The sequence below is a fragment of the Paraburkholderia sp. 35.1 genome, assembly GCF_050436525.1.
In the GTDB taxonomy this organism is placed as follows: domain Bacteria; phylum Pseudomonadota; class Gammaproteobacteria; order Burkholderiales; family Burkholderiaceae; genus Paraburkholderia; species Paraburkholderia tuberum.
Genome location: NZ_JBNDMJ010000003.1, coordinates 3,104,093 through 3,126,595, shown reverse-complemented (window position 1 = coordinate 3,126,595; position 22,503 = coordinate 3,104,093). Strand labels below are relative to the sequence as shown.

The following is a 22,503-nucleotide window of genomic DNA, read 5'->3' as shown; positions in this document are numbered from 1 at the left end:
TACTGTATGTTTATACAGTTTTCCATGGCGGGCGCAGACGCGCCTTGACCTCTGGATCGGCGGCGAGGCGCAAACGGCTGCGCCGCGGTCACGCCACCCGACTAGCCGAGCGCGCTTTCAACCCGCGAGCACCCCGCCGCATCCGGCGTCGCGCAACCCGCCGGTGTGCCACGCGCGACACCGTCGCCATGCGCATACGCAACGCAGCGCCTCGCCAGCACGTCGGTCGGATCGACCAGCCGCACCACGCGCCCGCCCGGACACGCGAGCACCGGTTCGCGCAACAGCAACGGCAACTCCGTGCACGCGAGCACGATCACCTGCGCGCCCTGCGCGAGCAGATCGTCGACAGCCGCCGCGAGGTCGTCGCAACAGTCGCCCGCCGTGTGCCCCGCCTTCACGCCGCGCGGGCCGTAGATCGCGTTCATCAGACGCGCTTGCGCAGTGGCGGACGGCGCGATCTGCACCAGGCCGCGCGCGTCGAGCGCCTGTTCGTAGACGCGGCTCGCGAGCGTACCCGAGGTGGCCAGCACGCCCACTTCGCGCAGACCCGGAAAGGTCTCGCGCAGATAATCGGCGGTACAGGTCAGCATATTGACGATCGGCACGCGCAGCGCCGGCTGGAGCCGCTCGACGAACGCATGCGCGGTATTGCACGGAATCGCGATCAGATCCGCGCCGCCGTCCTCGAGCGTCTTGCAGGCCGCGTACAGCGCGAGGGTGGGATCGTCGCCGCGCTCGAGCAGCGCCGCGGTGCGGTCGGGGATCTGCGGATTCTGCTCGACCATGATCCGGATATGGTCCTGGTCGCGCGCGGCCGGCGTGTTGCGCACGACCTTGGCCATGAAATCGACGGTCGCGGCCGGCCCGATGCCGCCGACCACGCCCAGGCGGAACGCCCGCTCCGGCTGCGTGTACTGCGCCGCCGCGACATAGCGCGCATACACCTGGTTCGTATCGACGAGCGGCACCTCGATGCGCCCGAGCGCGCGCAGCACGAGGCCGATCTCCGCGAGCCCCGGCGCGATCACGTCGACGCCCTGCGCGACCAGATCCGCGCACGCCGCGCGCAACAGCTCGACGGGCCGCCCGTGCAGGCGCCCATCGCGGATGCCCCCGACACCAAAGACGGCGCTCGTCACGCCGTCGAAACCGGTGTCGTTGCGCGGATAGCACACGTCGAACCGCCCGGCTTCGAAGTAGCGCTCGAACAGGCCGTTCGCGCGAATCGCCGCCGACGTCAGCACGCCGATTCGGCGCGCCGACGGATAGGTGCGCCGCACGTGCGCGGACAGCGCGGTCATGATATTGGCGACCGGCACGGTGACGTTGGCCGCGAGTTCGTCGATGAAGGTGTGGCTCAGAAAGCAAGGCAGCACGATCGCGTCGACGCCGCGTTTTTCGAACGCGCGCATCGTGTCGAACACGTGGATCTTGAACTGCGGGTCCGTCGCCTCGGGCGCGGCGGGCCCCTGCCACGCGCGCAGTTCGAAAATCAGATCGAAGGGGCGCGCGGCGCCTGGCCGGCGCGACGCCGTGCTAATCCGGCTGAGGATGTCGGCACTGGCGAACTGCGCCGCGCCCGTCGCCACACCCAGCGAACGAAAACGATTCATGATCAGATCCCCCGGTCGTTCTGTGCGTCCACCCTCGATCACGGGCGGCTTTCTGCGCTCTTGAGAATGACATTATGCGAGGCGCACATGTCCAGGCGTTAACCACGAAAACGCATTCCTTTGCGTTTTTCGCTCCCTCAGCTCACCGGCTCGAAAATCTCCCGCAGCCACTGCGCGAACACCCGCACGCGCGACGACAACTGCCGGTTCTGCGGATACAGCACCGACACCGGCATCGGTGGCGGCGGATAGTCCGCCAGAATGACCCGCAGCCGCCCCGCCGCCAACTCGCCATCCACGCGGTAACGCGGTACCTGCACGATGCCGAGCCCGGCGAGGGCCGCGCCCGTGTACAGTTCGGCGCCGCTGACCGACACCGCCGACGGTAGCACGAGCGCGGCATCCCGCCCGTCGACGCGGAATTCGAGCGGCACCGGCTTGCCGGTCGCGCTCGACACGTAGTTGACCGCGCGATGCGTCGACAGCGCGTCAGGATCGGCCGGCTCGCCATACGTGGCCAGATACGCGGGACTCGCGACCGTCACCTGCTGCAGTTGCGCGACGCGCCGCCCGACCATCGACGAATCCTGCAGCACGCCCGCGCGCAGCACGCAATCGATGCCCTCGCGCACGAGGTCGACGAGCCGGTCGTCCTCGCCGATCATCAGCTCGATGTCGGGAAAGCGCGCGAGAAACGCGGGCAGCGCCGGCACCACGAAGTGCCGCGCGAGCGTGCCCTGCACGTTCACGCGCAACAGCCCCTTCGGCGCGAGATTGGAGAACGCCCCCTCGGCCTCCTCCATATCGGCGATCAGGCGCACGCAGCGCTGGTAGTGCGCTTCACCGTCGGGCGTGAGCCGCACCGTGCGGGTCGTGCGTTCGAGCAACCGCGCGCCGAGCCGCTGCTCGAGGCGCTTCATCAGGTTGGTGACGGTCGCGCGCGGAATTTGCAAATCGTCGGCGGCGCGCGTGAAGCTCTGGCGCTCGGCGATCCGCACGAATACGCGCATTTCCTCGAAACGGTCCATAGCGACGGATTATTAAAGCAAATGGAATGATGATGGCGAGTCTAACCGGATTATCTCAGCGCGCAAAGCGTTCATGATTCACCTCACCGATCCACCACCTTCTATGAGGAAACCAATCATGAGCACGAACCCACAACCGAAAATCGCCATCGTCACGGGCGCATCGCGCGGCATCGGCACGGCGATCGCACAGCGGCTCGCGAACGACGGCTACGCGGTCGCCGTCAACTACGCAGCGAGCGCGGGCGAAGCCGACGCGCTCGTCAGTGCGATCCGCGAAGCTGGCGGCAAGGCGGTCGCGGTGCAAGCCGACGTGTCGAAGCCCGGCGACGTACGTCGCATGTTCGAGATCACCGAACGCGAACTCGGCAAGGTGGATGTGCTCGTCAACAACGCGGGCGTGATGAAGCCCACGCCGCTCGCCGACACGCCCGACGCACTCTACGACCAAACCTTCGACATCAACGTGCGCGGCACCTTCAACACGCTGCGCGAAGCGGCCGCGCGCCTGAACGACGGCGGGCGCATCGTCAATTTCTCGACCAGCGTGCTCGCGCTGAACCTGCCCGGCTATGGCATCTACACGGCGACCAAGGCAGCCGTCGAAGCGTTCACGCGTGTGTTCGCGAAGGAACTGCGCGGGCGCAACATCACAGTGAATGCGGTCGCGCCGGGACCGATCGCGACCGCGCTGTTCCTCGAAGGCAAGACCGACGAGCAGATCGAGACGTTCGCGAAGATGCCGCCGCTGCAACGCCTCGGCGAGCCGGAAGACGTGGCGGGCGTGGTCGCGTTTCTGGTCGGCCCGGATGCGGGTTGGGTCAATGGGCAGGTATTGCGGGCCAATGGCGGTTTGGCTTGATGGGATGCACTGGTCCAGCGTGCGGCCGCGCTGGACCAGTGCATTGCGCCGGCTGCAGCGCCTGGAACGTGGTCGACCCGCCGCTCAAACCGCCTTTGGATTGCGTTCCGCGAAGCCTTCCTGATGCCAGTACGGATACGCGGGGCGCACCGTGCTGGCCGCATCGAGCTTCGCGACCTGCTCCGGCGTCAGATTCCAGCCGACCGCGCCGAGGTTTTGCCGCAGTTGCTCCTCGTTGCGCGCGCCGATCAACAGCGTCGCGACGGTCGGCCGTTGCAGCAGCCAGTTCAGCGCGATCTGCGGCACGGTCTTGCCGGTTTCGGCGGCAATTTCGTCGAGCGCGTCGAGCACGCGGAACAGATAGTCTTCCGGCACCGGCGGCCCCATGTCAGCGGTCTTGTGCAGACGGCTCGTCTCCGGCAGCGGTTGGCCGCGCTTGAGCTTGCCGGTCAAGCGACCCCAGCCGAGCGGGCTCCACACCACGGCACCGACGCCCTGGTCGACGCCGAGCGGCATCAGCTCCCACTCGTAGTCGCGCCCGACCAGCGAGTAGTAGGTCTGATTCGCGACATAGCGCGGATAGCCGTAACGGTCGGCGATATCGAGCGACTTCATCAGATGCCAGCCGGAGAAATTCGACACGCCGATATAGCGGATCTTGCCCGCGCGCACGAGGTCGTCGAGCGTGGACAGCACTTCGGGGATCGGCGTTTTCGCGTCGAAGCCGTGCAGCTGGAACAGGTCGATGTAATCGGTTTGCAGACGCTTGAGCGCTGAATCGACCGCCTGGATCAGATGAAAGCGCGACGAGCCGACGCCGTTCGGATCGTCGTCGAAACGAAACGTCGCCTTGGTCGACAGGATCGCCTTGTCGCGCTTGCCCTTCAGCGCCTCGCCGAGCACCGACTCGGACGCGCCCTTCGAATAGATGTCGGCGGTGTCGAACATCGTGACGCCCGCATCGAAACAGATGTCGATCAGACGCCGCGCTTCGGCGACGTCGGTCGCGCCCCACGCCTGGAAAAATTCCCCCTTGCCGCCGAACGTACCGGTGCCGAGACTCAGCACCGGCACCTTGAAACCCGATGCACCCAGATGTCTGTATTCCATTGAAGAACTCTCCGTGGCATTGCCATCGATGAACGGAGGTTCAGTCTACGCGTGTGCGCCCAAAGGCGTCACGAAGGCGGGGCGCTCAGATTCCCCAATGCATCGCGCACGGCATCGATCACGCCGCCCCAATCGCCGAGCGCCGGTTGACGGAACAGACGTGCGCACGGATACCACGGCGTGTCGCTGCGTTCGAGCAACCAGCGCCAGCAGGTGTCGAAGCGGTTCAGGATCCAGACGGGTTTGTCGAGCGCGCCGGCCAGATGCGCAGTGGAGGTGTCGACCGAAATCACCAGATCGAGACTGGCGACGAGCGCGGCGGTATCGGCGAAATCGTGCAGCAGCCCGGTGTAATCGGCGACGCGTTCACCGTAGGCGCTTTCGGCTAATTGCGGTGCGGCCGCGCCCTTCTGCACGCTGAAGAAGCGAACGTTCGGCACCTCGAGGAGCGGCGCGAGTTGCTCGAACGTGAGCGACCGACGCGCGTCGATCTTGCGCAGCTCGGCGATATGCGCGCGGTTCTCGCCGGCCCAGACGAGGCCGACTTTCAGCGGCCTGATTGCATCGGCATCCGCGTTGATGTTGCCGTCGTGTTCGATCCGCTCACGCCATTCGCTGACGGCCGCCGGCTGCGCAAAAAGATACGGCGTCGCCGCCGGAATGCTCGCTTCGTTCGTGCCGAACGCAAGCGGCAAGCTCAGCAGCGGGCAATGACAATCGAACGGCGGCAACGGCTGCCCCGCTTCGATCAACTGATCGACACCATCGAGCGTCGACAGCAATCGCAACAACGCGCCCGGCACTTCGAGCACGACCTTCGCGCCGAGCTTCGCAACGAGCGGCGCATAGCGGCAGAACTGCAACGTGTCGCCCAGGCCCTGCTCCGCATGCAGCAGGATCGTTTTGCCGTCGAGCGGAACATCGCCGAGCCACAACGGCTGCGCGAACGCGCGCCTGCCGGCCTTGATGCGGCTGCGCTCCCAACGCCATTCGTATTCGCGCCAGCCGGTATCGAAGCGGCCCATTTGCAGCAGGCACAGCGCCTGGTTCCAGTGCGTTTCGACCGACACCGGATTCAACGCAAGCGCGCGCTGATAGCTCGACAACGCCTGTTCGCGCTGATTCAGATCGATCTGCGCGAGACCGAGGTTGTTCCATGCATCGACGAAAGCAGGCGCAAGTTCCAGCGCGCGTTGGTAGCAGTGTTGTGCTTCGTGCGGCTGGTTCAGATCGCCGAGCACGTTGCCGCGATTGCTCCACGCATCCGGATAGTTCGGCTGCAACGCGAGCGCCTGGTCGCAGCTATCGAGCGCATCGGCATAGCGGCCGAGATCGCGCAGCACGCATGCGCGATTGTTCCACGCCGGCGCAAACTCCGGCACGAGCGAAAGCGCGCGTTCGTAGCTCGCGAGCGCATCGAGCGAACGGTTCAGCGCCGCCAATGCGTTGCCGCGATGGTTCAACGCATCGGCGAATTTCGGCTGCATCGCGAGCGCCCGCTCGGCACACGCGAGCGCTTCGTCATGGCGCTGCAACGCGTTCAGCGCATAGGCGAGATTCGAATGCACGGCCGGCTGTCTCGCGTTGACCACGAGCGCCTTGTTCAGCAGATCGATGCCTTCCTGCAAGCGGCCCGTTTGCAGCGCGAGTTCGCCGAGCCAGCGCAACGCGTCGCCATGCTTCGGCTTCAGTTCGAGTATCTCGCGATACAACTCCTCGGCTTCGACGAGCGCGCCGTTCTGCTGGAGCGCGACGGCTTGTCGAAGCAGATGGTCCAACTGTTGCGGCAGACTGGCGTGCTTGCTCATGCGGTACCTGGAATCGCAGGCGCGAAGAATCGTCGGAAGAAGCGCACGATTATCGCCGAAAAGCCCGGGTTCGAAGTACCGCCGCCTGCCGCGTAGCGACGTGACGCCGCTTATTGCGCGGCCACGGACAGATGCTTGCGCTTCGCGAGATCCTGCGCCATCGCATAGTGCTGCTGGATCGTCGGCAGCGCCTGTTTCGCGCCGGCCGTCAACTGCTCGTCGCGGCCCGCTGCGATTTCCGCCTGGAAAGCGGACAGTGCCTTCTGTTCACCCGCGAGCGCGACCTGCTCGATGTACACCTTGTCGAAGTCCGCGCCGCGCAGATGGTTGATGCTTGCGAGCACGGCCGCATCGGGATCGTTCTTCGGCACGTCGACACCGCGCGGACTCGCCGCGCGCAACGCGTCGGTGATCTTCGCGTCGTCGCTCGACACGCGCTCGGCGAAGGCCTTTACGTCGCGGTCGGCCGAACGCGCGGTGGCGATACGCGCGGCATCGCGCTGCGTCGCGACGGCTTGCGTGCCGTCCGCGATGAAGGTCTGGTCGGCGGCATGCAGGCGGCCCGTGTCCGTGGACGCGGCGCTCTGCGCGCTGGCCACCGAGGCGGCCGTCAGAAGACCACCGAAGCAGGCAACGGCGGCGATGCGGGCCAAAGCGACGGAAGGGACGGAAGGGACGGAAGGCAGGCGGATCATACGTTCTCCTTGAGGTGAAAGCATCTGAAAGCAAAACGACGGACACGTGTGCGCCGCGAACGAAAGCGTGCGATGCAAAACGCTGCGGACTGCTTGCGAGCCCAGCGCGGCGCCACGCTTTTATCGCTGCCGATTCTAGAAGCCACACCGTCGGGCAGGTGAAACCCTGCTGTCGCTTCTGTAACCTTAGGTAACCCTCATATGAATGCGCACACGTTTGCCGTATTCGCGTGAATCGCGCGCGCCGCTCGACGCTGCCACGCAGTGCTGAATTTTTTGCCATCGGCGCCGATAACCAGATACAGGCAACGCTCAGCACCGCTCAGCACCGCAATTCTGGAGAACGATTCCGATGGCAGACGACCACCGTGCCAATCACGAGCGCCACACCGAACGCAGCAACCTGACGAGCTCCAACAAGTTCGAGCTGCTGCTGTACCGCCTCGGCCACGTGCCGGGCAGCGACGCGCACGAGTTGTATGGGATCAACGTGTTCAAGGTGCGCGAAATCTCGACGATGCCGACCGTCAAGCCGATCGCCGGATCGTCGCCTTACGTGATGGGCGCGGTCGACATTCGCGGGCAGATCATCCCCGTGATCGATCTGCCGCGGTTGATGGGCTGCGAGCCGACGCGCGGCCTGAACATCCTGCTGGTCACCGAATTCGCGCGTTCGACGCAGGCCTTCGCGGTCGAGGAAGTCGACGACATCGTCCGGCTCGAATGGAACCAGGTGCTGTCGGCCGATGGCTCGGCGGGCGGCAAGCTCGTCACGAGCATCGCGCGCATCGACGGCAATACCGGCGACTCGCGCCTCGCCCAGGTGATCGACGTCGAGCAGGTGTTGCGCGACGTGTTCCCCTCGCAGCATCCGAGCGTCGATCCGGCCTCGGTCGGCCAGGCGCTCGGCATCCGCCGCGGCGCGAAGATCCTCGCCGCCGACGACTCCGGCTTCGCGCGCAAGCTGATCGAACAGGCGCTCGCCGCGATCGGCGCTGACTACATCATGACGAAGACCGGCGAGGAAGCGTGGCAGACGCTGCAGCAGGTCGCGCGCGAAGCGCAGAAAAACGGCGCGCGCGCGAAAGACACCATCGCGCTCGTATTGACCGATCTGGAGATGCCGGAGATGGACGGCTTCATGCTGACGCGCCAGATCAAGGCCGATGAACGCACGCGCGATATTCCGGTGATCATTCACTCGTCGCTGACGGGCGCGGCCAACGAGGCGCATGTGAAGAACGCGGGCGCCAACGGCTATGTCGCGAAGTTCGCGGCGAGCGAGCTCGCTGACGCGATCCGTGATGCGCTGGGTGCCGCGCCGGCGAAGGCGGCGGCGGCTTGACGTCTGGAGTGTCGAGCAGTGAATCGGATCGCCGCGCTCAACGATGCGCGGCAAGCTCGATCGAGAAGTCCATCCGGCCGATCTCGACGCCCATCGTGTTGAGGCGCTGCGGCGCATCGACGACCGCGACGTGCGCGAGATGCGTGTTCTCGACGGATTCGCCACGATAGATCGTCGCCGCGACCGGCGCGGCGGGGTGCAGTTCGGACTGGCTCATGCGGTTCGTCTCCTCGTCGTGTCATGGATCGGGCGATGGCGCCCAGGCCCTGGCAATCAGGCGCTCGCCGCGAGCGCCTCTTCGCGCTCGAGCGTGCGCGTGTGCCGCAGTTCGGGAAAGAACCGCATCCACAACAGCGCGATCGCGATCGTCGCGACACCGCCGACCAGCACCGCCGGCTGCGCGCCCCACCATCCCGCGGTCAGGCCCGATTCGAACTCGCCCAATTGATTCGACGTCCCGATGAACAACGAATTGACCGCGCTGACGCGGCCGAGCATTTCATCGGGCGTGCGCAATTGCACGAGCGACAGCCGCACCACCACGCTGATCGTGTCCGACGCGCCGAGCACCATCAGCGCGAACAACGACACCAGAAACTGATGCGACAGCCCGAACACGATCGTCGCGATGCCGAACACGATCACGCCGCCGAACATCGCCGCGCCGGGCCGGTTGCGCAATGGAAAATGCGCGAGCCAGATCGTGCCCGCGAGCGCGCCGATCGCCGTGCCCGAGCGCAACAGGCCGAGACCGAGCGGGCCCGCATGCAGCACGTCGCGCGCGAAGATCGGCAGCAACGCGGTCGCGCCGCCGAACAGTACCGCGAACAGATCGAGCGACAGCGCGCCGAGAATCACCGGCTCGCGACGAATGAACGCGATGCCCGAAAAGATCGATTCGAGCGTGACGGGCGCGCGGCTCGCCGGCTTCATCTGCAACGGAATGCTCCACACCGACGCGGCCGCCGCCGCGAACGTCAGCGTGCACGCGAGATACGCGGCACCGGGACCGATGCCGTACAGCAGACCACCGAGCGCGGGCCCGGCGATCTGCGCGGTCTGATTGGCGGACGTCGCCCACGCGGTCGCCTTCGGCAGATAGCCGCGCGGCACCACGGCCGGCAGCAGCGACGCCACGGCCGGCGATTCGAACGCGCGCGACGCGCCGACGCAGGCAGCCAGCACGTAAATGACCGGCGCGCTGATCCAGCCGCCGAAGGTGCCGATCGCGAACAGCAATGCAGCGACACTTTCGAGGCTCTGGCAGACGGCGGCGATGCGGCGGCGATCGTAACGATCGGCGACATGGCCGACGACGAGCGTCAGCAGGAACATCGGCAGAAACTGCGCGAGACCGACGAGGCCAAGTGCGAACGCGCTATGCGTGAGCGCGTAGACATGCCAGCCCATCGCGACCGCGAGCATCTGGAACGACAGCGACGACAGGATGCGGGTGCACCAGAAACGCTGGAACGGCGGGTGTTTCGGCAGGCTGAAATGCGGGGAATCGGCGGGATCGATGGAGGCTGGGGGCATCGGTTGTTGCTCGTGACGGGGCGCATCGGGGCGTGGGTTGGGCGGGCGCTAGTTTAGAGCAAGACCGGAGGGTATGCACAAAGGAGGCTGATCTCGAACCAGTGGAGACGCCCATCGTCGAAATGGGACGCCATACCTAAACCGTAGCCCGGCACATCGGACACCCATGTGCCATCGAAAAGATTGAAAGCCAATTGTGGCCTGGCTCTTCAGTTGTATACAGATCCAGTTCGGTTCCTTTCAATTTGGCGCCTCGATTGATCGTCAAGTTTGCCGATTACAGTGCATCAGCGCGCCGCATGTCACGCGACGGGTGTTAAATCGAACGCGCGTCCGCATCAATGGGCATGATTGGGCATCAGTCGGGCTCGCCGCGCGCTTCGCGGTGCGTATATTTATGCTTGATGTATCGATGTGAACTGCCGGGCTGTTTGCGGCTATGATTGTGCCCCGTGGGCAGCCGCCCGGCTGGCGGCACGCCGGCCCAGTCCCACCGGCCAGCCACACCGTCTAACACTCGAACTCCCGGAGGGCATCGAATGGTACTGGGGTGGCTCGTCCTACTTCCGTTCATGGCCGCGGCGCTCATTGCGCTCACGAGGCCGCGCGCCGCCGCGCTCTGCACCTGGATCGCGTTCGCGACGGCGCTGTTCGGCTGCGCGCTGCTGCTGAGCGAGCGCGTGGGCATGGGCGACCACGACGTGCTGCAATGGCGCCATGAGTGGATGCCCGACATCGGCCTCGCGCTGTCGCTGCGCCTCGATGGCCTCTCGTTCATGTTCGCGTTGCTCGTACTCGCGATCGGCCTGCTCGTCTTCATCTACGCACGCTACTACCTCGCCGGCAGCGATTCGTTGCCGCGTCTGTACCTGCTGCTACTGCTCTTCATGGGCGCGATGCTCGGCATCGTGCTGTCGAACAACCTGCTGCTGCTCGTCATCTTCTGGGAACTGACGAGCCTCGTCTCGTTCCTGCTGATCGGCTTCTGGCCATCGCGGCCCGACGCAAGGCGCGGCGCACGCATGGCGCTCACCATCACCGGCGCGGGCGGTCTCGCGCTGCTTGCGGCCGTGCTGTTGCTCGGCCACGTATGCGGCAGCTACGAGCTGAACGACGTGCTCGCCCAGCTTGACAAGGTGCAGCACGATCCGCTCTACCCGGCCATTCTGCTGCTCACGCTGTTCGCGGCGTTCACGAAGTCGGCGCAGTTTCCTTTTCACTTCTGGCTACCGCACGCGATGTCGGCGCCTACACCCGTGTCGGCCTATCTGCATTCGGCGACGATGGTGAAGGCCGGCGTGTTCCTGCTCGCGCGTCTCTATCCGGTTTTCGAAGGTACCCACCTATGGGCGTACACGGCGACAGTGGCCGGGCTCGTCACGCTGGTGGGCGGCGCGGGGATGGCGTTGTTGCAGCGCGATCTGAAGGGCCTGCTCGCCTATTCGACCATCAGCCATCTCGGCCTGATCGTGCTGCTGTTCGGCCTCGACACGCAGCTCTCGACTGTCGCCGCGCTCTTTCACACGGTCAACCACGCGGTGTTCAAGGCGTCGCTCTTCATGGCCGCGGGCATCGTCGATCACGAAACCGGCACGCGCGATCTGGGCCGTCTGCGCGGCCTGCGCAGGTACATGCCGCATACGGCCGTGCTCGCGAGCGTCGCGTCGCTGTCGATGGCCGGCGTGCCGCTGCTCAACGGTTTTCTCTCGAAGGAAATGTTCTTCGGCGAAACACTCGCGCAAAGCATGTTCGGGCCGCTGAACCTCGCCGTGCCGGTCATCGCGATCGTGGCGGCGGCGCTCTCCGTGGCGTACTCGCTACGTTTCGTCTGGGGCGTGTTTTTCGACGGCGAGACGCCGCGCGATCTGCCGCACTATCCGCCGCACGAGGCGCCGCGCTTCATGCGGCTGCCGGTCGAGATTCTCGTGGCGCTGTGCCTGCTGATCGGCCTGTTCCCGCAGCAAAGCATCGGCAGGCTGCTCGAGTCGGCCGCGTGGGTCACGCTCGGCGGCAAGCTGCCCGACTACAGCCTGAGCCTGTGGCACGGCGTCAATACGCCGCTCGTGATGAGCGCGGTGTCGTTCGCGGCGGGTGCGGCGCTCTTTTTCCTGCGCCGCAATGCGTTCCGCCACCGTCGCACGGCGCTCACCGAGTTGAACGCGAGCGAAATCTTCGACCGCTTCGTGCAGCGTCTCGAACAGTGCGCCGGCGTGATCGTGCGCTTGTTCGAGACGCGCTCGCTGCCGGCCTACCTCGCATGGATGATCGCGGCAATGCTGATCGTGCCGGGCGTGCCGCTCGTCGCGCTCGACACCTGGAGCGGCAGCCACACGCGCCTGCCGCCCGATCCGTTCACGCTGGGCGGCCTCGTGCTGATGGCGTTGCTCGCCGTCGGCGTGGTGTGCGTGCGTGCGCGCACCCTTTACGCGCTCGTGATGCTGAGCACCTGCGGCCTGCTCGTGTCGCTCGCCTTCGTGCGCTTCTCCGCGCCCGATCTCGCGCTCACGCAGATCTCCGTCGAACTGGTCACGATCCTGCTGCTCGTGCTGGCCGTCTATTTCCTGCCCGCGCTGCAACGCGCCGTCGAGCCGCTCCCCGTCCGGCTGCGCAACGGCGTGCTCGCGCTCGCGGGCGGCGCGCTGCTCGGCGCCGTGTCGTACAGGATCATGACGAGCGCGCCGCTGCCAGGCATCGCTCCGTACTTCCTCGCCAATGCGCTGCCCGGCAGCGGCGGCCACAACGTCGTCAACGTGATCCTCGTGGATTTCCGCGGCTTCGACACGATGGTCGAAATCAGCGTGCTCGTGGTCGCGGGGCTCGCCGTCAAGGCGCTGCTGCGCGGGCTGCGCCTGAAGTCGCCCGATGCGGGGCCGGATGGCCGGCCATGGTCGTCGCAATCGCATCCGCTGATGCTCGCGATCCTCGCGCGGCTGATGCTGCCGCTCACCGTGCTCGTCGCCGTGTTCGTGTTCCTGCGCGGCCACAACCTGCCGGGCGGCGGCTTCATCGCGTCGCTGATCCTCTCGATCGCGTTGTTGCTGCAGTACGTCGCGAGCGGGGTGCTGTGGACCGAGTCGCGCATCCACCTCAACTACCGCGCGCTTGCGGGCTTCGGCATTCTGATCGCCGCGACCACGGGGCTCGGCAGTCTCGCGTTCGGCCAGCCGTTTTTGACCAGTGCGTTCGGGCACCTGCACGTGCCGCTGATCGGAGAGATCGAACTGTCCACGGCGATGCTGTTCGATCTCGGCGTAACGGGCGCGGTGGTCGGCACGACGCTCACGATCGTCTCGCACCTCGGCGTACGCGACAAGGACATGCAGTCCGTGGAGAAAAGCTGATGGAAGCCGCCTTTGCCATCGCGATCGGCGTGCTTTGCGCGTGCGGCATCTACCTGCTGCTGTGCGCACGGGTGTTGCCGGTGATTCTCGGCATCACGCTGTTCTCGTATGCGATCAACCTGTTCCTGCTCGGGATGGGCCGGCTTGCGATCGGCAAGCCAGCGGTCATCGCGGCGGGGGCGCAATACGTCGATCCGGTGCCGCAAGCGCTCGTGCTGACGGCCATCGTGATCGGCTTCGCAATGACGGCCTTCACCGTGGTGCTCGCGCTGCGCTCGTTTTCGATCACGGGCAACGATCACGTCAATGACGAGGAGACGCCCGTCGAATGAACCACGTTCTCCTGCTCCCGATCCTGATTCCGCTCTTTTCCGCGGGCGTCATCGTCGTGCTGCCGCTGCGCGCGAAACGCCTGCAACGCGCGCTGAACGCGCTCGCCATCATCGCGCTGCTGCCCGTCGCGTGCCTGCTGATGGCGCGCGCCGCGCAAGGCGAGATCGCCAGCTACGCGCTCGGCGCATGGCCCGCGCCGTTCGGCATCGTGCTGGAACTCGACCGGCTCGGCGCGCTGATGCTGGTGCTCACTGCCGTGCTGGCGGTCTGCTGCCTGCTCGGCACCTCGAGCGAGGACGCGAGGCGCGGCCGCTATTTCCGTGCGCTGTTCCAGTTCGAGCTGATGGGCCTGAACGGCGCCTTCCTCGCGGGCGATCTCTTCAACCTGTTCGTGTTCTTCGAGCTGCTGCTGATCGCGTCGTACGCGCTGCTGCTGCATGGTGGCGGCGCGCGACGGGTGCGCAACGGGCTGCACTATCTGTTGATGAACCTCGTCGGTTCGTCGTTCTTTCTGGTCGCGATCGGCGTGCTCTACGGCGTCACGGGCACGCTCAACATGGCCGACATGGGCGAACGTCTGGCGCGTCTCGGGCCGGAGTCGCTGCCGCTCGCGCAGTTCGCGGGCGCGACGCTGATGCTCGTGTTCGGCCTCAAGGCCGCCGTGTTTCCGATGTCGTTCTGGTTGCCGCAGGCCTACCGCAGCGCCATCGGCCCGGTGGCCGCGCTGTTCGCGATCATGACCAAGGTCGGCATCTATGCGATGCTGCGCTGCGACGCGCTCGTGTTCGGCGCGGCGGGCGGCGTGCTCGATGCGTTCATGCATCAGTGGGCGTGGTGGCTCGCGATCGCGACGATCGTGTTCGGCGCGCTGGGCGCGTTGGCGGTGTCGAGTCTCAAGACCACGACGGGCTATCTCGTGCTGGTTTCGGTGGGTCTGCTGATCGCGGCGATCGCACTACAGACGCCGCTCGCATGGAGCGCGCTGCTCTACTACCTGATCAGCACGACGCTCTGCACTGGCGCGCTGTTCCTGCTCGCCGACACGCTCGAACCCGAGCAAGCCCCGACCCCGCACGCCGCCCATGCCGCCGTTTCCGCCGATGCCAATTCGATCGAGCCCGGCTCGCTCGAAGCGCTCGACGACGCGGCCGCGGCGGCCATCTCGCCCGACCCGGACGGCGAAGCGGTGGCGACGCTGGCGCGGGTGCAGCCGCTGCAGGTCGAGACGGCCGGCGCGCTCGCCGTGCTGGTCGGGGAACCGGCTCACACCGAAGCCGAAGCTACGGTCGAAGCGGTCCCGCGGACGCATGCACCGTGGCCGTCGAACCTCGCCGCGCTGCTCTATCTGATCGCCGCGGTGGGCGCCGCGGGCCTGCCGCCGCTGTCCGGGTTCCTCGGCAAGGCGATGGTGCTGGCCGCCACGCCGCTCGGCGCGGCAGTCGTGCTGTGGCCGGCCGTACTGCTGTCGAGCCTGCTCTCGATCGTCGCGCTGAGCCGCACGGGCACGCGCCTGATGTGGGCCGCGCCGGCCGCGCGCGCCGCCGCCGGCAAAGAGGAGCGCGCACCGCGTGGCAGTAATGCGAAGCTCGCCGCCTGCGCGGTCCTGCTCGGCTGCGTCGTGGCCATCACGCTCGGCGCGGGCGCGGTGCGGCACTATCTCACCGATACGGCGACACAGCTATTCGATCGCGCCGCCTACGTGCACGCGATCCTGCCCGCGGCGCGCTCCTCGCCACCAGCGGCCGCCGCGACCACGGCCGACGCACAGGGGAACTGACGATGTTGAAAAGGCTCTTCCCCCACCCGTGGCTCGCGGTCTTGCTGATCATCTGCTGGTTGCTGCTGATGAACGACGTCTCGCCGGGCAATCTGCTGCTCGGCGCCGCGCTCGGCTACGTGATCTCTTTTCGCGTCGCCGAAGGCTTGTGGCTGCGACCGGTGCGCTTCGGCCGACCGTGGCTGCTCGTGCTCCTCGCCTGGCATGTGTTGGTCGATATCATCGTGGCCAACGTCGAGGTCGCGCTGCTCGTGCTCGGCCCGACGCAGCGGATGCGCCCGGCGTTCATCGAAGTGCCGCTCGACAGCACCCACGAGATCGCGCTCACGGTGCTCATCAGCGTGGTCTCGCTGAGCCCGGGCACGCTGTGCGCCGAACTCAGCGACGACCGCACGCGCCTCTCCGTGCACGTGCTCGATCTCGGCGACGAAGCGGCACTCATCGCGCTCATCAAGTCCCGTTATGAAGCCCCATTGATGGAGATCTTCGCATGCTAGCCATCGTGATTCCGATCTCGCTCGCGATCCTCGGCATCGCGTTCCTGCTCGCGCTGTGGCGCCTCGTGCGCGGGCCGTCGCTGCCCGATCGCATCGTCGCGCTCGACACGCTCAACATCAATGCGATCGCGTTGATCGTCGTGTACGGCATCAGCTTGCGCTCGACGGTGCTCTTCGAGGTTGCGCTTCTGATTGCCGTGATGGGTTTCGTGGGTACCGTCGCGCTCACCAAGTACCTGCAGCGCGGCGACATCATCGAACTCAACTAGCGTGGGGTATGCCGATGGAAACTTTTGTCGAAGCGATCGTTTGTTTGCTGCTGCTGGCCGGCAGCCTGTTCACGCTGGTCGGGGCGGTCGGGCTCGCTCGGCTGCCCGACTTCTTCATGCGGCTGCACGGTCCGACCAAGTCGACCACGCTCGGTGTGGGCGGCATCGTGCTCGCGTCGGTGGTGTATTTCAGCGCGCATAACAACTTCGCGAGCCTGCATGAGTTGCTGATTCCGGCGTTTCTGTTTCTCACCGCGCCGATTAGCGCACATATGCTCGCGAAGGCTGGGATTCAGCAGGGAGTGACGCTGTCAGAGGCGACGCGGGGGCGGCCGCCTGTTACGGGCGCTTGCGCGGAACGGGGGAATACGGGGGAGTTGCGGGAGGGGGATGAGGGGTGAGGCTCGTCGAAGCTTCGCGCCTCTCGGGAATTGCACGACAGACAGGAAAATTGACGCGGATGAATGAGGTTGTCGTTGTACTGAAATATCAAACCTACAATGGAATGCCGTACTACATTCTTACTGCATATGTTGGATGATCGTTACCCGAAACTGTATCAGTTGTTTGGCGCATACCTTAATCAGGATTCTGATTTATGGGGAGATACGATTCCGGAAATTGTTTCATGCTACAAGAGGGACTGCCCGCGGGAAAGCCAACTCGAAATGATCCACGAAATAGATTCGTTCATAAGCGAGCACCCGGATGATCTGGATTCAGCGTTTGAAACGGATTACGGGCAAGATTTCGACCCGGCGTTGTGGGGCTACACGACCGCTTCGTTTCTCGAGGAATTGAGGCGTCTTCTGAGCGAGTAAGCGACTCGTCGGAGCGCGAGGTTGGTTCGATCTCACCTGGCGTGGCCACTCCGAGCCCGACCTTGCCGATCTGATGGCTGAACCGGCGTGGATCGAATACCCCACGTCTCAGAGAAACTTCCACCGCCGCCCTTCCCGACACCCGTGTTCAAGGTAGTGTGCCGCCGGATCTGCATTGGCTGCCGCAACGTCCGGATTGAGTTGGAGATAGACGGCGGAATCGAAATACGGTGGGAGTTTCGGCCTTGCGTAAGGCTCAAATGCGTCAGGCATGCTGCGTTCGATGACGGCATGCTCGACCTCGACTCCAGAATAAATGTTGGGCTGAACAAAACCTGTGCTGGCATCCTTGATCTGTCGATAGTGGGTCTGACCGAACGCCGGGTCAGATACCACAGGGGTGTAGTACACGCAGTTTTCGAAGTAATAGTGCGTGACCTGACTCCAACGGGTACGGGTTGGATCGGTCTGCTTCGAGCCGCCATGCAGCAGGTTCGAAGCCCAAATCAGTGCCTGCCCCTTCCTGGCGTGGAACGTTACAGGGGCGATTCCTGCTTTCCTGATCAGTTGCTGCCAGAGGCTCAAGTATCGAGCGTAGTGCGCCGTGGGCTTGTGCTGCGTTGCCGAGCAGACGCCCATGTGCTCATTCACATAGGTCGGAAATTTGTGGCTGCCCGGATAGTATTCGAGCGCGCCATTGGTGCCGTCCACGTCTTCCAATGCGACTCACACACCGCACATGAAGCGCTCTGGAACGCACGAAAAGTGTATGGCGTCGTTGTGGATAGGCTGCTGGGTTCCGACAGGAAAGTTCAGCGTCTGGAACGGGATGGCACGGCGTCCGTAGAGCTGGGAAAGAAGATGAAGAATCTGTGGATTGGAGGCCAGCGATCGCACGCCCTCGTCGGTCTCCCACGCGTCCTGCACCCTCATGCCGTCATTTTTATGCCAGAGCTCGTCGCGCCAGTGGTCAAAATCAAACCTTCCATGGAATTTCGTTTTGATTCGTTCCGCGCGCGCGTCGAACTCGGCATCCGGAAAATCGATAATCGCGAAGCCATTCTCACGGAGTTGTCTGGCCACACGTAAAACGTTTTCAGATGCCTCCTTCTGGGCGAAAAGCTCGTCGAAGAACGGCGATTCAACATCTGGAACGCCTGGCAACGGATTCACGAAGGAAGTATTCATGTTGGGTGTATCGGCAATGTTTATGTTGCGAATGACCACCGATGCAGTCTAGCACGTTGGTTTTGCCGCACCACCGTTACCTTGTCATCACCATGTGCAGCGCCGCTCGCGCCAACCTCAATCTGGAGCACAGTCCGCACGACCGGACTATCGCGGGAGGAATTCGGAATGCAGTTTCAAAGCTCGAGAACGAGGTCCGATGTGCGTCGGCTGCAGCAAAGCAAACGGAAGCCCTTTTGAACCTCTCTTTCACGAATCCCACCGTTGTGCTTCATATCCACAGTGCCCTCGAGCACCCTGGTTTTACACGTCCCGCATACACCCTGACTGCAGGACGACGGTATCGGGACGCTGTTCTTCCTGGCAGCAGCCAGCACGGTGTCAGACGGGCTCATGGTGAACGTCCTGGCCGAGCGGGAAAGCCTGACCGTGAACACCTCTCGAACCGCACCGTTCTTTTCCTCCACAGGCTCCGGCGCCACAGCCGGCGCGAAAGTGAAGCTTTCCTGATGGTAACGGTCCGGGTCGTGACCGCCTTCGTGGAGCAATTCTTTTACTGCGGACATGTAGCCGGCAGGGCCGCAGGTGAAGAATTCCCGCTCCTTGAAGTCGGGCAGCCATTCAGAAAGCCGTTGCAGGCTAAGCCGACCTGTCGCGCCAGCCCAGTCGCCTTCGTCACCGATGCCTTCGCATACGAAGAACAGCTTCAGTCGCGGCGACAGCTTCGCCAGCCTCTGCAGTTCCGCGCGAAAAACGATATCGGCAGGCGTCCTCGCGCTGTGCACAAATGCGATATCCCGGTCAAGCCCGAGGTCGATGCTCGCCCGGGTCATCGACATCAGTGGCGTCACTCCCGAACCGGCTGACAGATAGAGCGACTTTGGCGCAGCGGAAACCGTAGACGTGAAGGTTCCCGACGGACCATATGCGCGCAACTGCCCCCCGGCTTCATATTGTCGTGAAGCCAGTTCGACATGACGCCGCCAGGCACGCGCTTGACGGTAATGGACACCAGATATGGACGCGTTGGCGGCGAAGAAATCGTGTAGCAGCGTTCGACTGTGTGTCCCTGTACGTTCGCGGACACCGTCATGAACTGCCCCGGCTCAAAGCGCACTGGCAAACCATCCTCCGTGCGGAACTCGAAGCTCTTGACGTCGTGCGTTTCGTCAACGATGCGGCAGCACGTCAGCGTTTGCTGTTCACCACTCGGCCAATGCCGGGCACCACTTTCCCAGGTTCCGGCGTGAGTGAGTCGGTCGACAATCTCCGGTGCCCGGTCAAACATCTTTTCTACGGAATTCATGATGGTGACTCTGCTTCAGATGCCGTGCGCGCTCAGGCGGACCGCATACCAGCGTGAAAACTGGTCGACATAGGCTTCGGTGAACGGCGAGAACAGACCCGGCACATATGCCGGGTCTTGCGTACCTTCGTGCGTGATTTCCACCAGGTGCTTGTCCTGTGTGTTGGTCGCTATCCAGACTTCAGTCAAATCCTTGAGGTTGTAATCGGCACCCTCAACCGCATCGGCATAAACCAGCCACTTGGTGCGCACCAGCGTCTTGTCGGGGGCAACGGGAATGATGTACGAGATGACCGCGTGGTCGCTCATGACGTGAGTCCATGAGTTGTGTGTCCACAGGTGCTGGTCGCCGAGGTCGCGTCGCGTGAGATTGCCGAACAGCTTCGTGCTGGCGACCCTGGTGCTGATGGTCTGCGACTCGCCTTCGCCGGCGATGCCAAGTTGCTGCGCCCGGAACTGGGTGACCGCATCTTCGTCAAGCCACTCGACGGCCTCGCCTATGAACCCATCGCGCTCCCAGCTCGTCTGGCACGCTGCGTTACGCGTCTTGTAGTCTTCGAGTGCGCACAGCGATTCTTCGCTCAGATTCTCTGGACAGAAGCCGAAGTCTTCGGGCAGGAATGAGGCCGTTAGTTCCGGATGAGTGGCCTGGCAGTGGTAGCACTCGCGGTTATTTTCCATCACGAGTTTCCAATTGCCGTTCTCGATGATTTCCTGCTCGAAGGCAATCTTCGTATTTCGCAAATCGTACGGTGCGAATCGAGGCGTCATCGTCTCTTCCAGCTTCGAGATGTCCTCGGGTTGTTCTCCGTTTCTGCCGGACAGCGCGAAACGGACAAGCTCTCTATGGTGCCGGAGTGACAGAAACGAACTGTTTCAGCTCCAGCTTGTATTCAGCCAGCAGGCTCAGAATGGCAGCGCCAAAACGACGTGCAAACTCGTCGTCAAGCTTGAAATCGAATTCTTCCAGCAGTACGGGAATGTCCAGTTTCCCCTCGCACAACGGACGTATTGCCGCTTCGGCGACAGCATTGCACACCAGCATTTTTTCTCGGTGTCGTAGCGAACGACGATCGAACAGGGGTGCAAGGATCGGCTTTTACTTTTCACTCGAAAGACTCAGGGGCGACGGCCCCACCTTTAATCACAAGATGCGCCGCGTCAACGCCTGGGGCGAAAAATCGCCAGTCTTCGGCTCCTTCGATTCCATCCGGGGTAACGACGAGACGAAATCCGCGCGACAGCGAAACGATCATGCCCCCGTCATCACTGACTGACACGCCATCGACAATACAAGGTCCGCGCTCTACCAGCAGTCCTCGAAGGTGATCCGCAGTCGCGTATGCGCTTTCGTCGGACCCGCTGAGATCTTCTTGAGTTGCCACAACTTGAGCCGTTTCCTCTAGCCTCCAAGCGCATTGGATATGGAGTGCCCATTCGCCGACATGTTTGATAACGCCGCGAAAGTTGGTGACGGGCCGCAGATCGCCAAACCCCAAAGTCAGCATATCGGCAGCACGGTTCACGCTGCTCAATTGCAGGCCCTGAAGCGCCGATAAACGACGCCCGATTTCTTTCTGTGTATCAACCATCAAAATTCTCCTGTTCTGACCTTGTCAATTACCACAGGTTGAACATATCTTTCGCGCGCTCCATGATTTCATGAAACCCGAGCCCTTGACCGGTAATCTCGTCGTGAAGCTGCCGGGATTGACCGGGCGTTAGCCGCAAAATTCGAGCGATGTCATCGGTTTGTTTGTTCTGTGCCTGATTGTTGCGAGGTGTTCCCTGATTGCCAGCGACCTGCACGGCGTCTACATCAGGCATGACAGGCCGATACTCGAATGGCTGCGCATCACCAAGCAGCGTTGATGCACCCCTATCGCCAGCCCTGGCTGCGCGCGCAGCGTCCAGCCGGGTTTGCCAGGTGGCCGGATCATACTGGACGGACAGAATGGGCTCGCCGTTCGTGTGACTACCTGTCCTCGCTACGGGATTCATTAACGGCGTGCTGCTGTACGGTGACGGAAACAGGCCATTACGCGGACCTTTAACGGCAAGCAGTTTGCCCCGGCGCACCTCTTCGAGCAGAGCAACGATGACCCGCCAGCCATCGGAGTCAGGATTCCGGTCCCGTACATCATGAAAAAACAGCCAGTGACTGCCAATGAGATTCCTAATCAGTTTCCGGTCCTCCTCCCACTTCCTGCGATTCAGTGCGGCGATAGCAAGAAATTCCCGGGTCTCCGCCCTGGCTCTCTGAAGGTCTGCGGCCTTGCCGAGGCACGCTTTATAGTGCCATTCGTCGCAGATGACATAACAGGCACCCGGTGGCCGCTGGCAGAACAGCTCCACGGAGTGCATTTCAAATACGGACAGGGACATGGGTGTGTCGATGGTCTATCTGAAGTCGCTGCCGGAGTTGACAGCAGTCAGATAATTACTGTGCGACAGGCAGTCCGTACATGGGCGACCGCCCAAAATCTCGACGGCTCTCGCTGAAACGGAAAAAAAAAGACGCTCGCGGGAATGGCTTCGCGGTTCAACTTTCCCAAGCATTTGGCGGAGGGCCATATGGGGGAAAAACAGACAGGCACGCTGCGTCGCAGGGGGCACGGATTAGCGGCGCAGATCTTGGTCCGCGTGCGCTACAGTGCTGCACTCGTGTGCGTATGGGAAAGACCTATGAGCCTTTTGAGTCATGCCGCCAAGACGGCGGTTGGCGTCGTCGTCGGAGCCCTCGCGGTAATCGCTGCCTACTACGGGCTAACTGCCACGCAATGGCGACTTGGCTTCATTCAATGGTCAAGACAATGACTGCCGAGAGGACGGTCCACCAGATCAATCAGACGGACGATTCATTACCGTCTCTGATACCCAATATTGGAATGGCGCGTTATGATCTGGCACGACCAAGCCAGCGTCCGCTAGTAGACGAAAGAGCCAGTAACAAGACATCGTAGGCTGCCAC

General features: G+C 63.7%; 21 protein-coding genes and 3 pseudogenes. 10 read left to right on the top strand and 14 right to left on the bottom strand.

Annotated features, from left to right (window positions below; all coding sequences use genetic code 11):
* Positions 1-101 precede the first annotated feature (101 nt).
* Positions 102-1,616 carry an amino acid racemase gene (locus tag OKW27_RS34620; RefSeq protein ID WP_429336080.1) on the bottom strand — a complete coding sequence of 505 codons (1,515 nt, stop codon included), beginning with the start codon at positions 1,614-1,616 and terminating at the stop codon, positions 102-104.
* 137 nt (positions 1,617-1,753) lie between these two features.
* Positions 1,754-2,644, bottom strand: coding sequence for a LysR family transcriptional regulator (locus OKW27_RS34615; protein ID WP_429336079.1), 891 nt, complete (start codon positions 2,642-2,644; stop codon positions 1,754-1,756).
* Positions 2,645-2,762: 118 nt separating this feature from the next.
* Between OKW27_RS34615 and OKW27_RS34610 the strand changes: the two genes are divergently transcribed.
* Positions 2,763-3,506, top strand: a complete 744-nt coding sequence (locus OKW27_RS34610; protein WP_429336078.1) for an SDR family oxidoreductase — start codon at positions 2,763-2,765, stop codon at positions 3,504-3,506.
* Positions 3,507-3,590: 84 nt separating this feature from the next.
* Here OKW27_RS34610 and OKW27_RS34605 read toward each other — a convergent pair whose 3' ends face one another.
* The 3 genes from OKW27_RS34605 to OKW27_RS34595 all read right to left on the bottom strand — a co-directional run bounded on the left by OKW27_RS34605 (position 3,591) and on the right by OKW27_RS34595 (position 7,119).
* Complete coding sequence (locus OKW27_RS34605; protein ID WP_090803887.1) at positions 3,591-4,616, bottom strand: aldo/keto reductase; 1,026 nt, start codon at positions 4,614-4,616, stop codon at positions 3,591-3,593.
* Between the two features lie 68 nt (positions 4,617-4,684).
* Positions 4,685-6,424, bottom strand: a complete 1,740-nt coding sequence (locus OKW27_RS34600) for a tetratricopeptide repeat protein (RefSeq protein ID WP_429336077.1) — start codon at positions 6,422-6,424, stop codon at positions 4,685-4,687.
* A gap of 110 nt (positions 6,425-6,534) precedes the next feature.
* Entirely contained in the window at positions 6,535-7,119 is a 585-nt protein-coding gene (locus OKW27_RS34595; protein WP_429336076.1) for a DUF4142 domain-containing protein, read from the bottom strand.
* 352 nt (positions 7,120-7,471) lie between these two features.
* Here OKW27_RS34595 and OKW27_RS34590 point away from each other — a divergent pair, with 352 nt between their 5' ends.
* Positions 7,472-8,464 (top strand): chemotaxis protein, encoded by a 993-nt coding sequence (locus OKW27_RS34590; RefSeq protein WP_429336075.1) that lies wholly within the window; start codon positions 7,472-7,474, stop codon positions 8,462-8,464.
* A gap of 100 nt (positions 8,465-8,564) precedes the next feature.
* Here the strand turns inward: OKW27_RS34590 and OKW27_RS34585 are convergent.
* Positions 8,565-8,681 (bottom strand): annotated as a pseudogene (locus OKW27_RS34585) (asparaginase); the annotation flags it as partial.
* Between the two features lie 56 nt (positions 8,682-8,737).
* On the bottom strand, positions 8,738-10,000 hold the full coding sequence (locus tag OKW27_RS34580) for an MFS transporter (protein ID WP_187611969.1): 1,263 nt from the start codon (positions 9,998-10,000) through the stop codon (positions 8,738-8,740).
* 539 nt (positions 10,001-10,539) lie between these two features.
* Here OKW27_RS34580 and OKW27_RS34575 point away from each other — a divergent pair.
* Genes OKW27_RS34575 through OKW27_RS34540 form a run of 8 tightly spaced genes read left to right on the top strand, consistent with a single transcriptional unit; the run spans position 10,540 to position 17,038 of the window.
* Positions 10,540-13,341 carry a monovalent cation/H+ antiporter subunit A gene (locus tag OKW27_RS34575; protein WP_429336074.1) on the top strand — a complete coding sequence of 934 codons (2,802 nt, stop codon included), beginning with the start codon at positions 10,540-10,542 and terminating at the stop codon, positions 13,339-13,341.
* Entirely contained in the window at positions 13,341-13,673 is a 333-nt protein-coding gene (locus tag OKW27_RS34570; RefSeq protein WP_090803875.1) for a Na+/H+ antiporter subunit C, read from the top strand. The genes OKW27_RS34575 and OKW27_RS34570 overlap by 1 nt, the downstream gene beginning before the upstream one ends.
* A complete protein-coding gene (locus OKW27_RS34565) occupies positions 13,670-15,451 on the top strand; it encodes a monovalent cation/H+ antiporter subunit D (protein WP_429336073.1) in 1,782 nt (593 codons plus the stop codon). Before OKW27_RS34570 ends, OKW27_RS34565 begins: the two co-directional genes overlap by 4 nt.
* 2 nt (positions 15,452-15,453) lie before the next feature.
* Positions 15,454-15,948: a Na+/H+ antiporter subunit E gene (locus OKW27_RS34560; RefSeq protein WP_429336072.1), complete on the top strand. Its 495-nt coding sequence runs from the start codon at positions 15,454-15,456 to the stop codon at positions 15,946-15,948.
* Positions 15,942-16,217 (top strand): K+/H+ antiporter subunit F, encoded by a 276-nt coding sequence (locus OKW27_RS34555; protein ID WP_018418609.1) that lies wholly within the window; start codon positions 15,942-15,944, stop codon positions 16,215-16,217. Before OKW27_RS34560 ends, OKW27_RS34555 begins: the two co-directional genes overlap by 7 nt.
* Before the next feature lie 8 nt (positions 16,218-16,225).
* Positions 16,226-16,618: a Na+/H+ antiporter subunit G gene (locus OKW27_RS34550; RefSeq protein ID WP_090803870.1), complete on the top strand. Its 393-nt coding sequence runs from the start codon at positions 16,226-16,228 to the stop codon at positions 16,616-16,618.
* 59 nt (positions 16,619-16,677) lie between these two features.
* Complete coding sequence (locus OKW27_RS34545) at positions 16,678-16,758, top strand: hypothetical protein (RefSeq protein WP_409259047.1); 81 nt, start codon at positions 16,678-16,680, stop codon at positions 16,756-16,758.
* Positions 16,748-17,038, top strand: a complete 291-nt coding sequence (locus OKW27_RS34540; protein ID WP_429336071.1) for a contact-dependent growth inhibition system immunity protein — start codon at positions 16,748-16,750, stop codon at positions 17,036-17,038. The genes OKW27_RS34545 and OKW27_RS34540 overlap by 11 nt, the downstream gene beginning before the upstream one ends.
* A gap of 108 nt (positions 17,039-17,146) precedes the next feature.
* Here OKW27_RS34540 and OKW27_RS34535 read toward each other — a convergent pair whose 3' ends face one another.
* The 7 genes and pseudogenes from OKW27_RS34535 to OKW27_RS34505 all read right to left on the bottom strand — a co-directional run bounded on the left by OKW27_RS34535 (position 17,147) and on the right by OKW27_RS34505 (position 21,917).
* Entirely contained in the window at positions 17,147-17,758 is a 612-nt protein-coding gene (locus tag OKW27_RS34535) for a phytanoyl-CoA dioxygenase family protein (protein WP_429336070.1), read from the bottom strand.
* Positions 17,759-17,764: 6 nt separating this feature from the next.
* A complete protein-coding gene (locus tag OKW27_RS34530) occupies positions 17,765-18,226 on the bottom strand; it encodes a hypothetical protein (RefSeq protein ID WP_429336069.1) in 462 nt (153 codons plus the stop codon).
* Positions 18,227-18,402: 176 nt separating this feature from the next.
* A pseudogene (locus tag OKW27_RS34525) lies at positions 18,403-19,532 on the bottom strand (2Fe-2S iron-sulfur cluster-binding protein).
* A gap of 15 nt (positions 19,533-19,547) precedes the next feature.
* Positions 19,548-20,339: pseudogene (locus OKW27_RS34520) on the bottom strand (RHO alpha subunit C-terminal catalytic domain-containing protein); the annotation flags it as partial.
* A gap of 37 nt (positions 20,340-20,376) precedes the next feature.
* A complete protein-coding gene (locus OKW27_RS34515) occupies positions 20,377-20,577 on the bottom strand; it encodes a hypothetical protein (RefSeq protein WP_184032630.1) in 201 nt (66 codons plus the stop codon).
* 61 nt (positions 20,578-20,638) lie between these two features.
* Positions 20,639-21,124: a hypothetical protein gene (locus tag OKW27_RS34510; protein ID WP_260330531.1), complete on the bottom strand. Its 486-nt coding sequence runs from the start codon at positions 21,122-21,124 to the stop codon at positions 20,639-20,641.
* A 28-nt stretch (positions 21,125-21,152) separates the two neighbouring features.
* Positions 21,153-21,917: a hypothetical protein gene (locus tag OKW27_RS34505; protein ID WP_429336068.1), complete on the bottom strand. Its 765-nt coding sequence runs from the start codon at positions 21,915-21,917 to the stop codon at positions 21,153-21,155.
* Positions 21,918-22,503 lie beyond the last annotated feature (586 nt).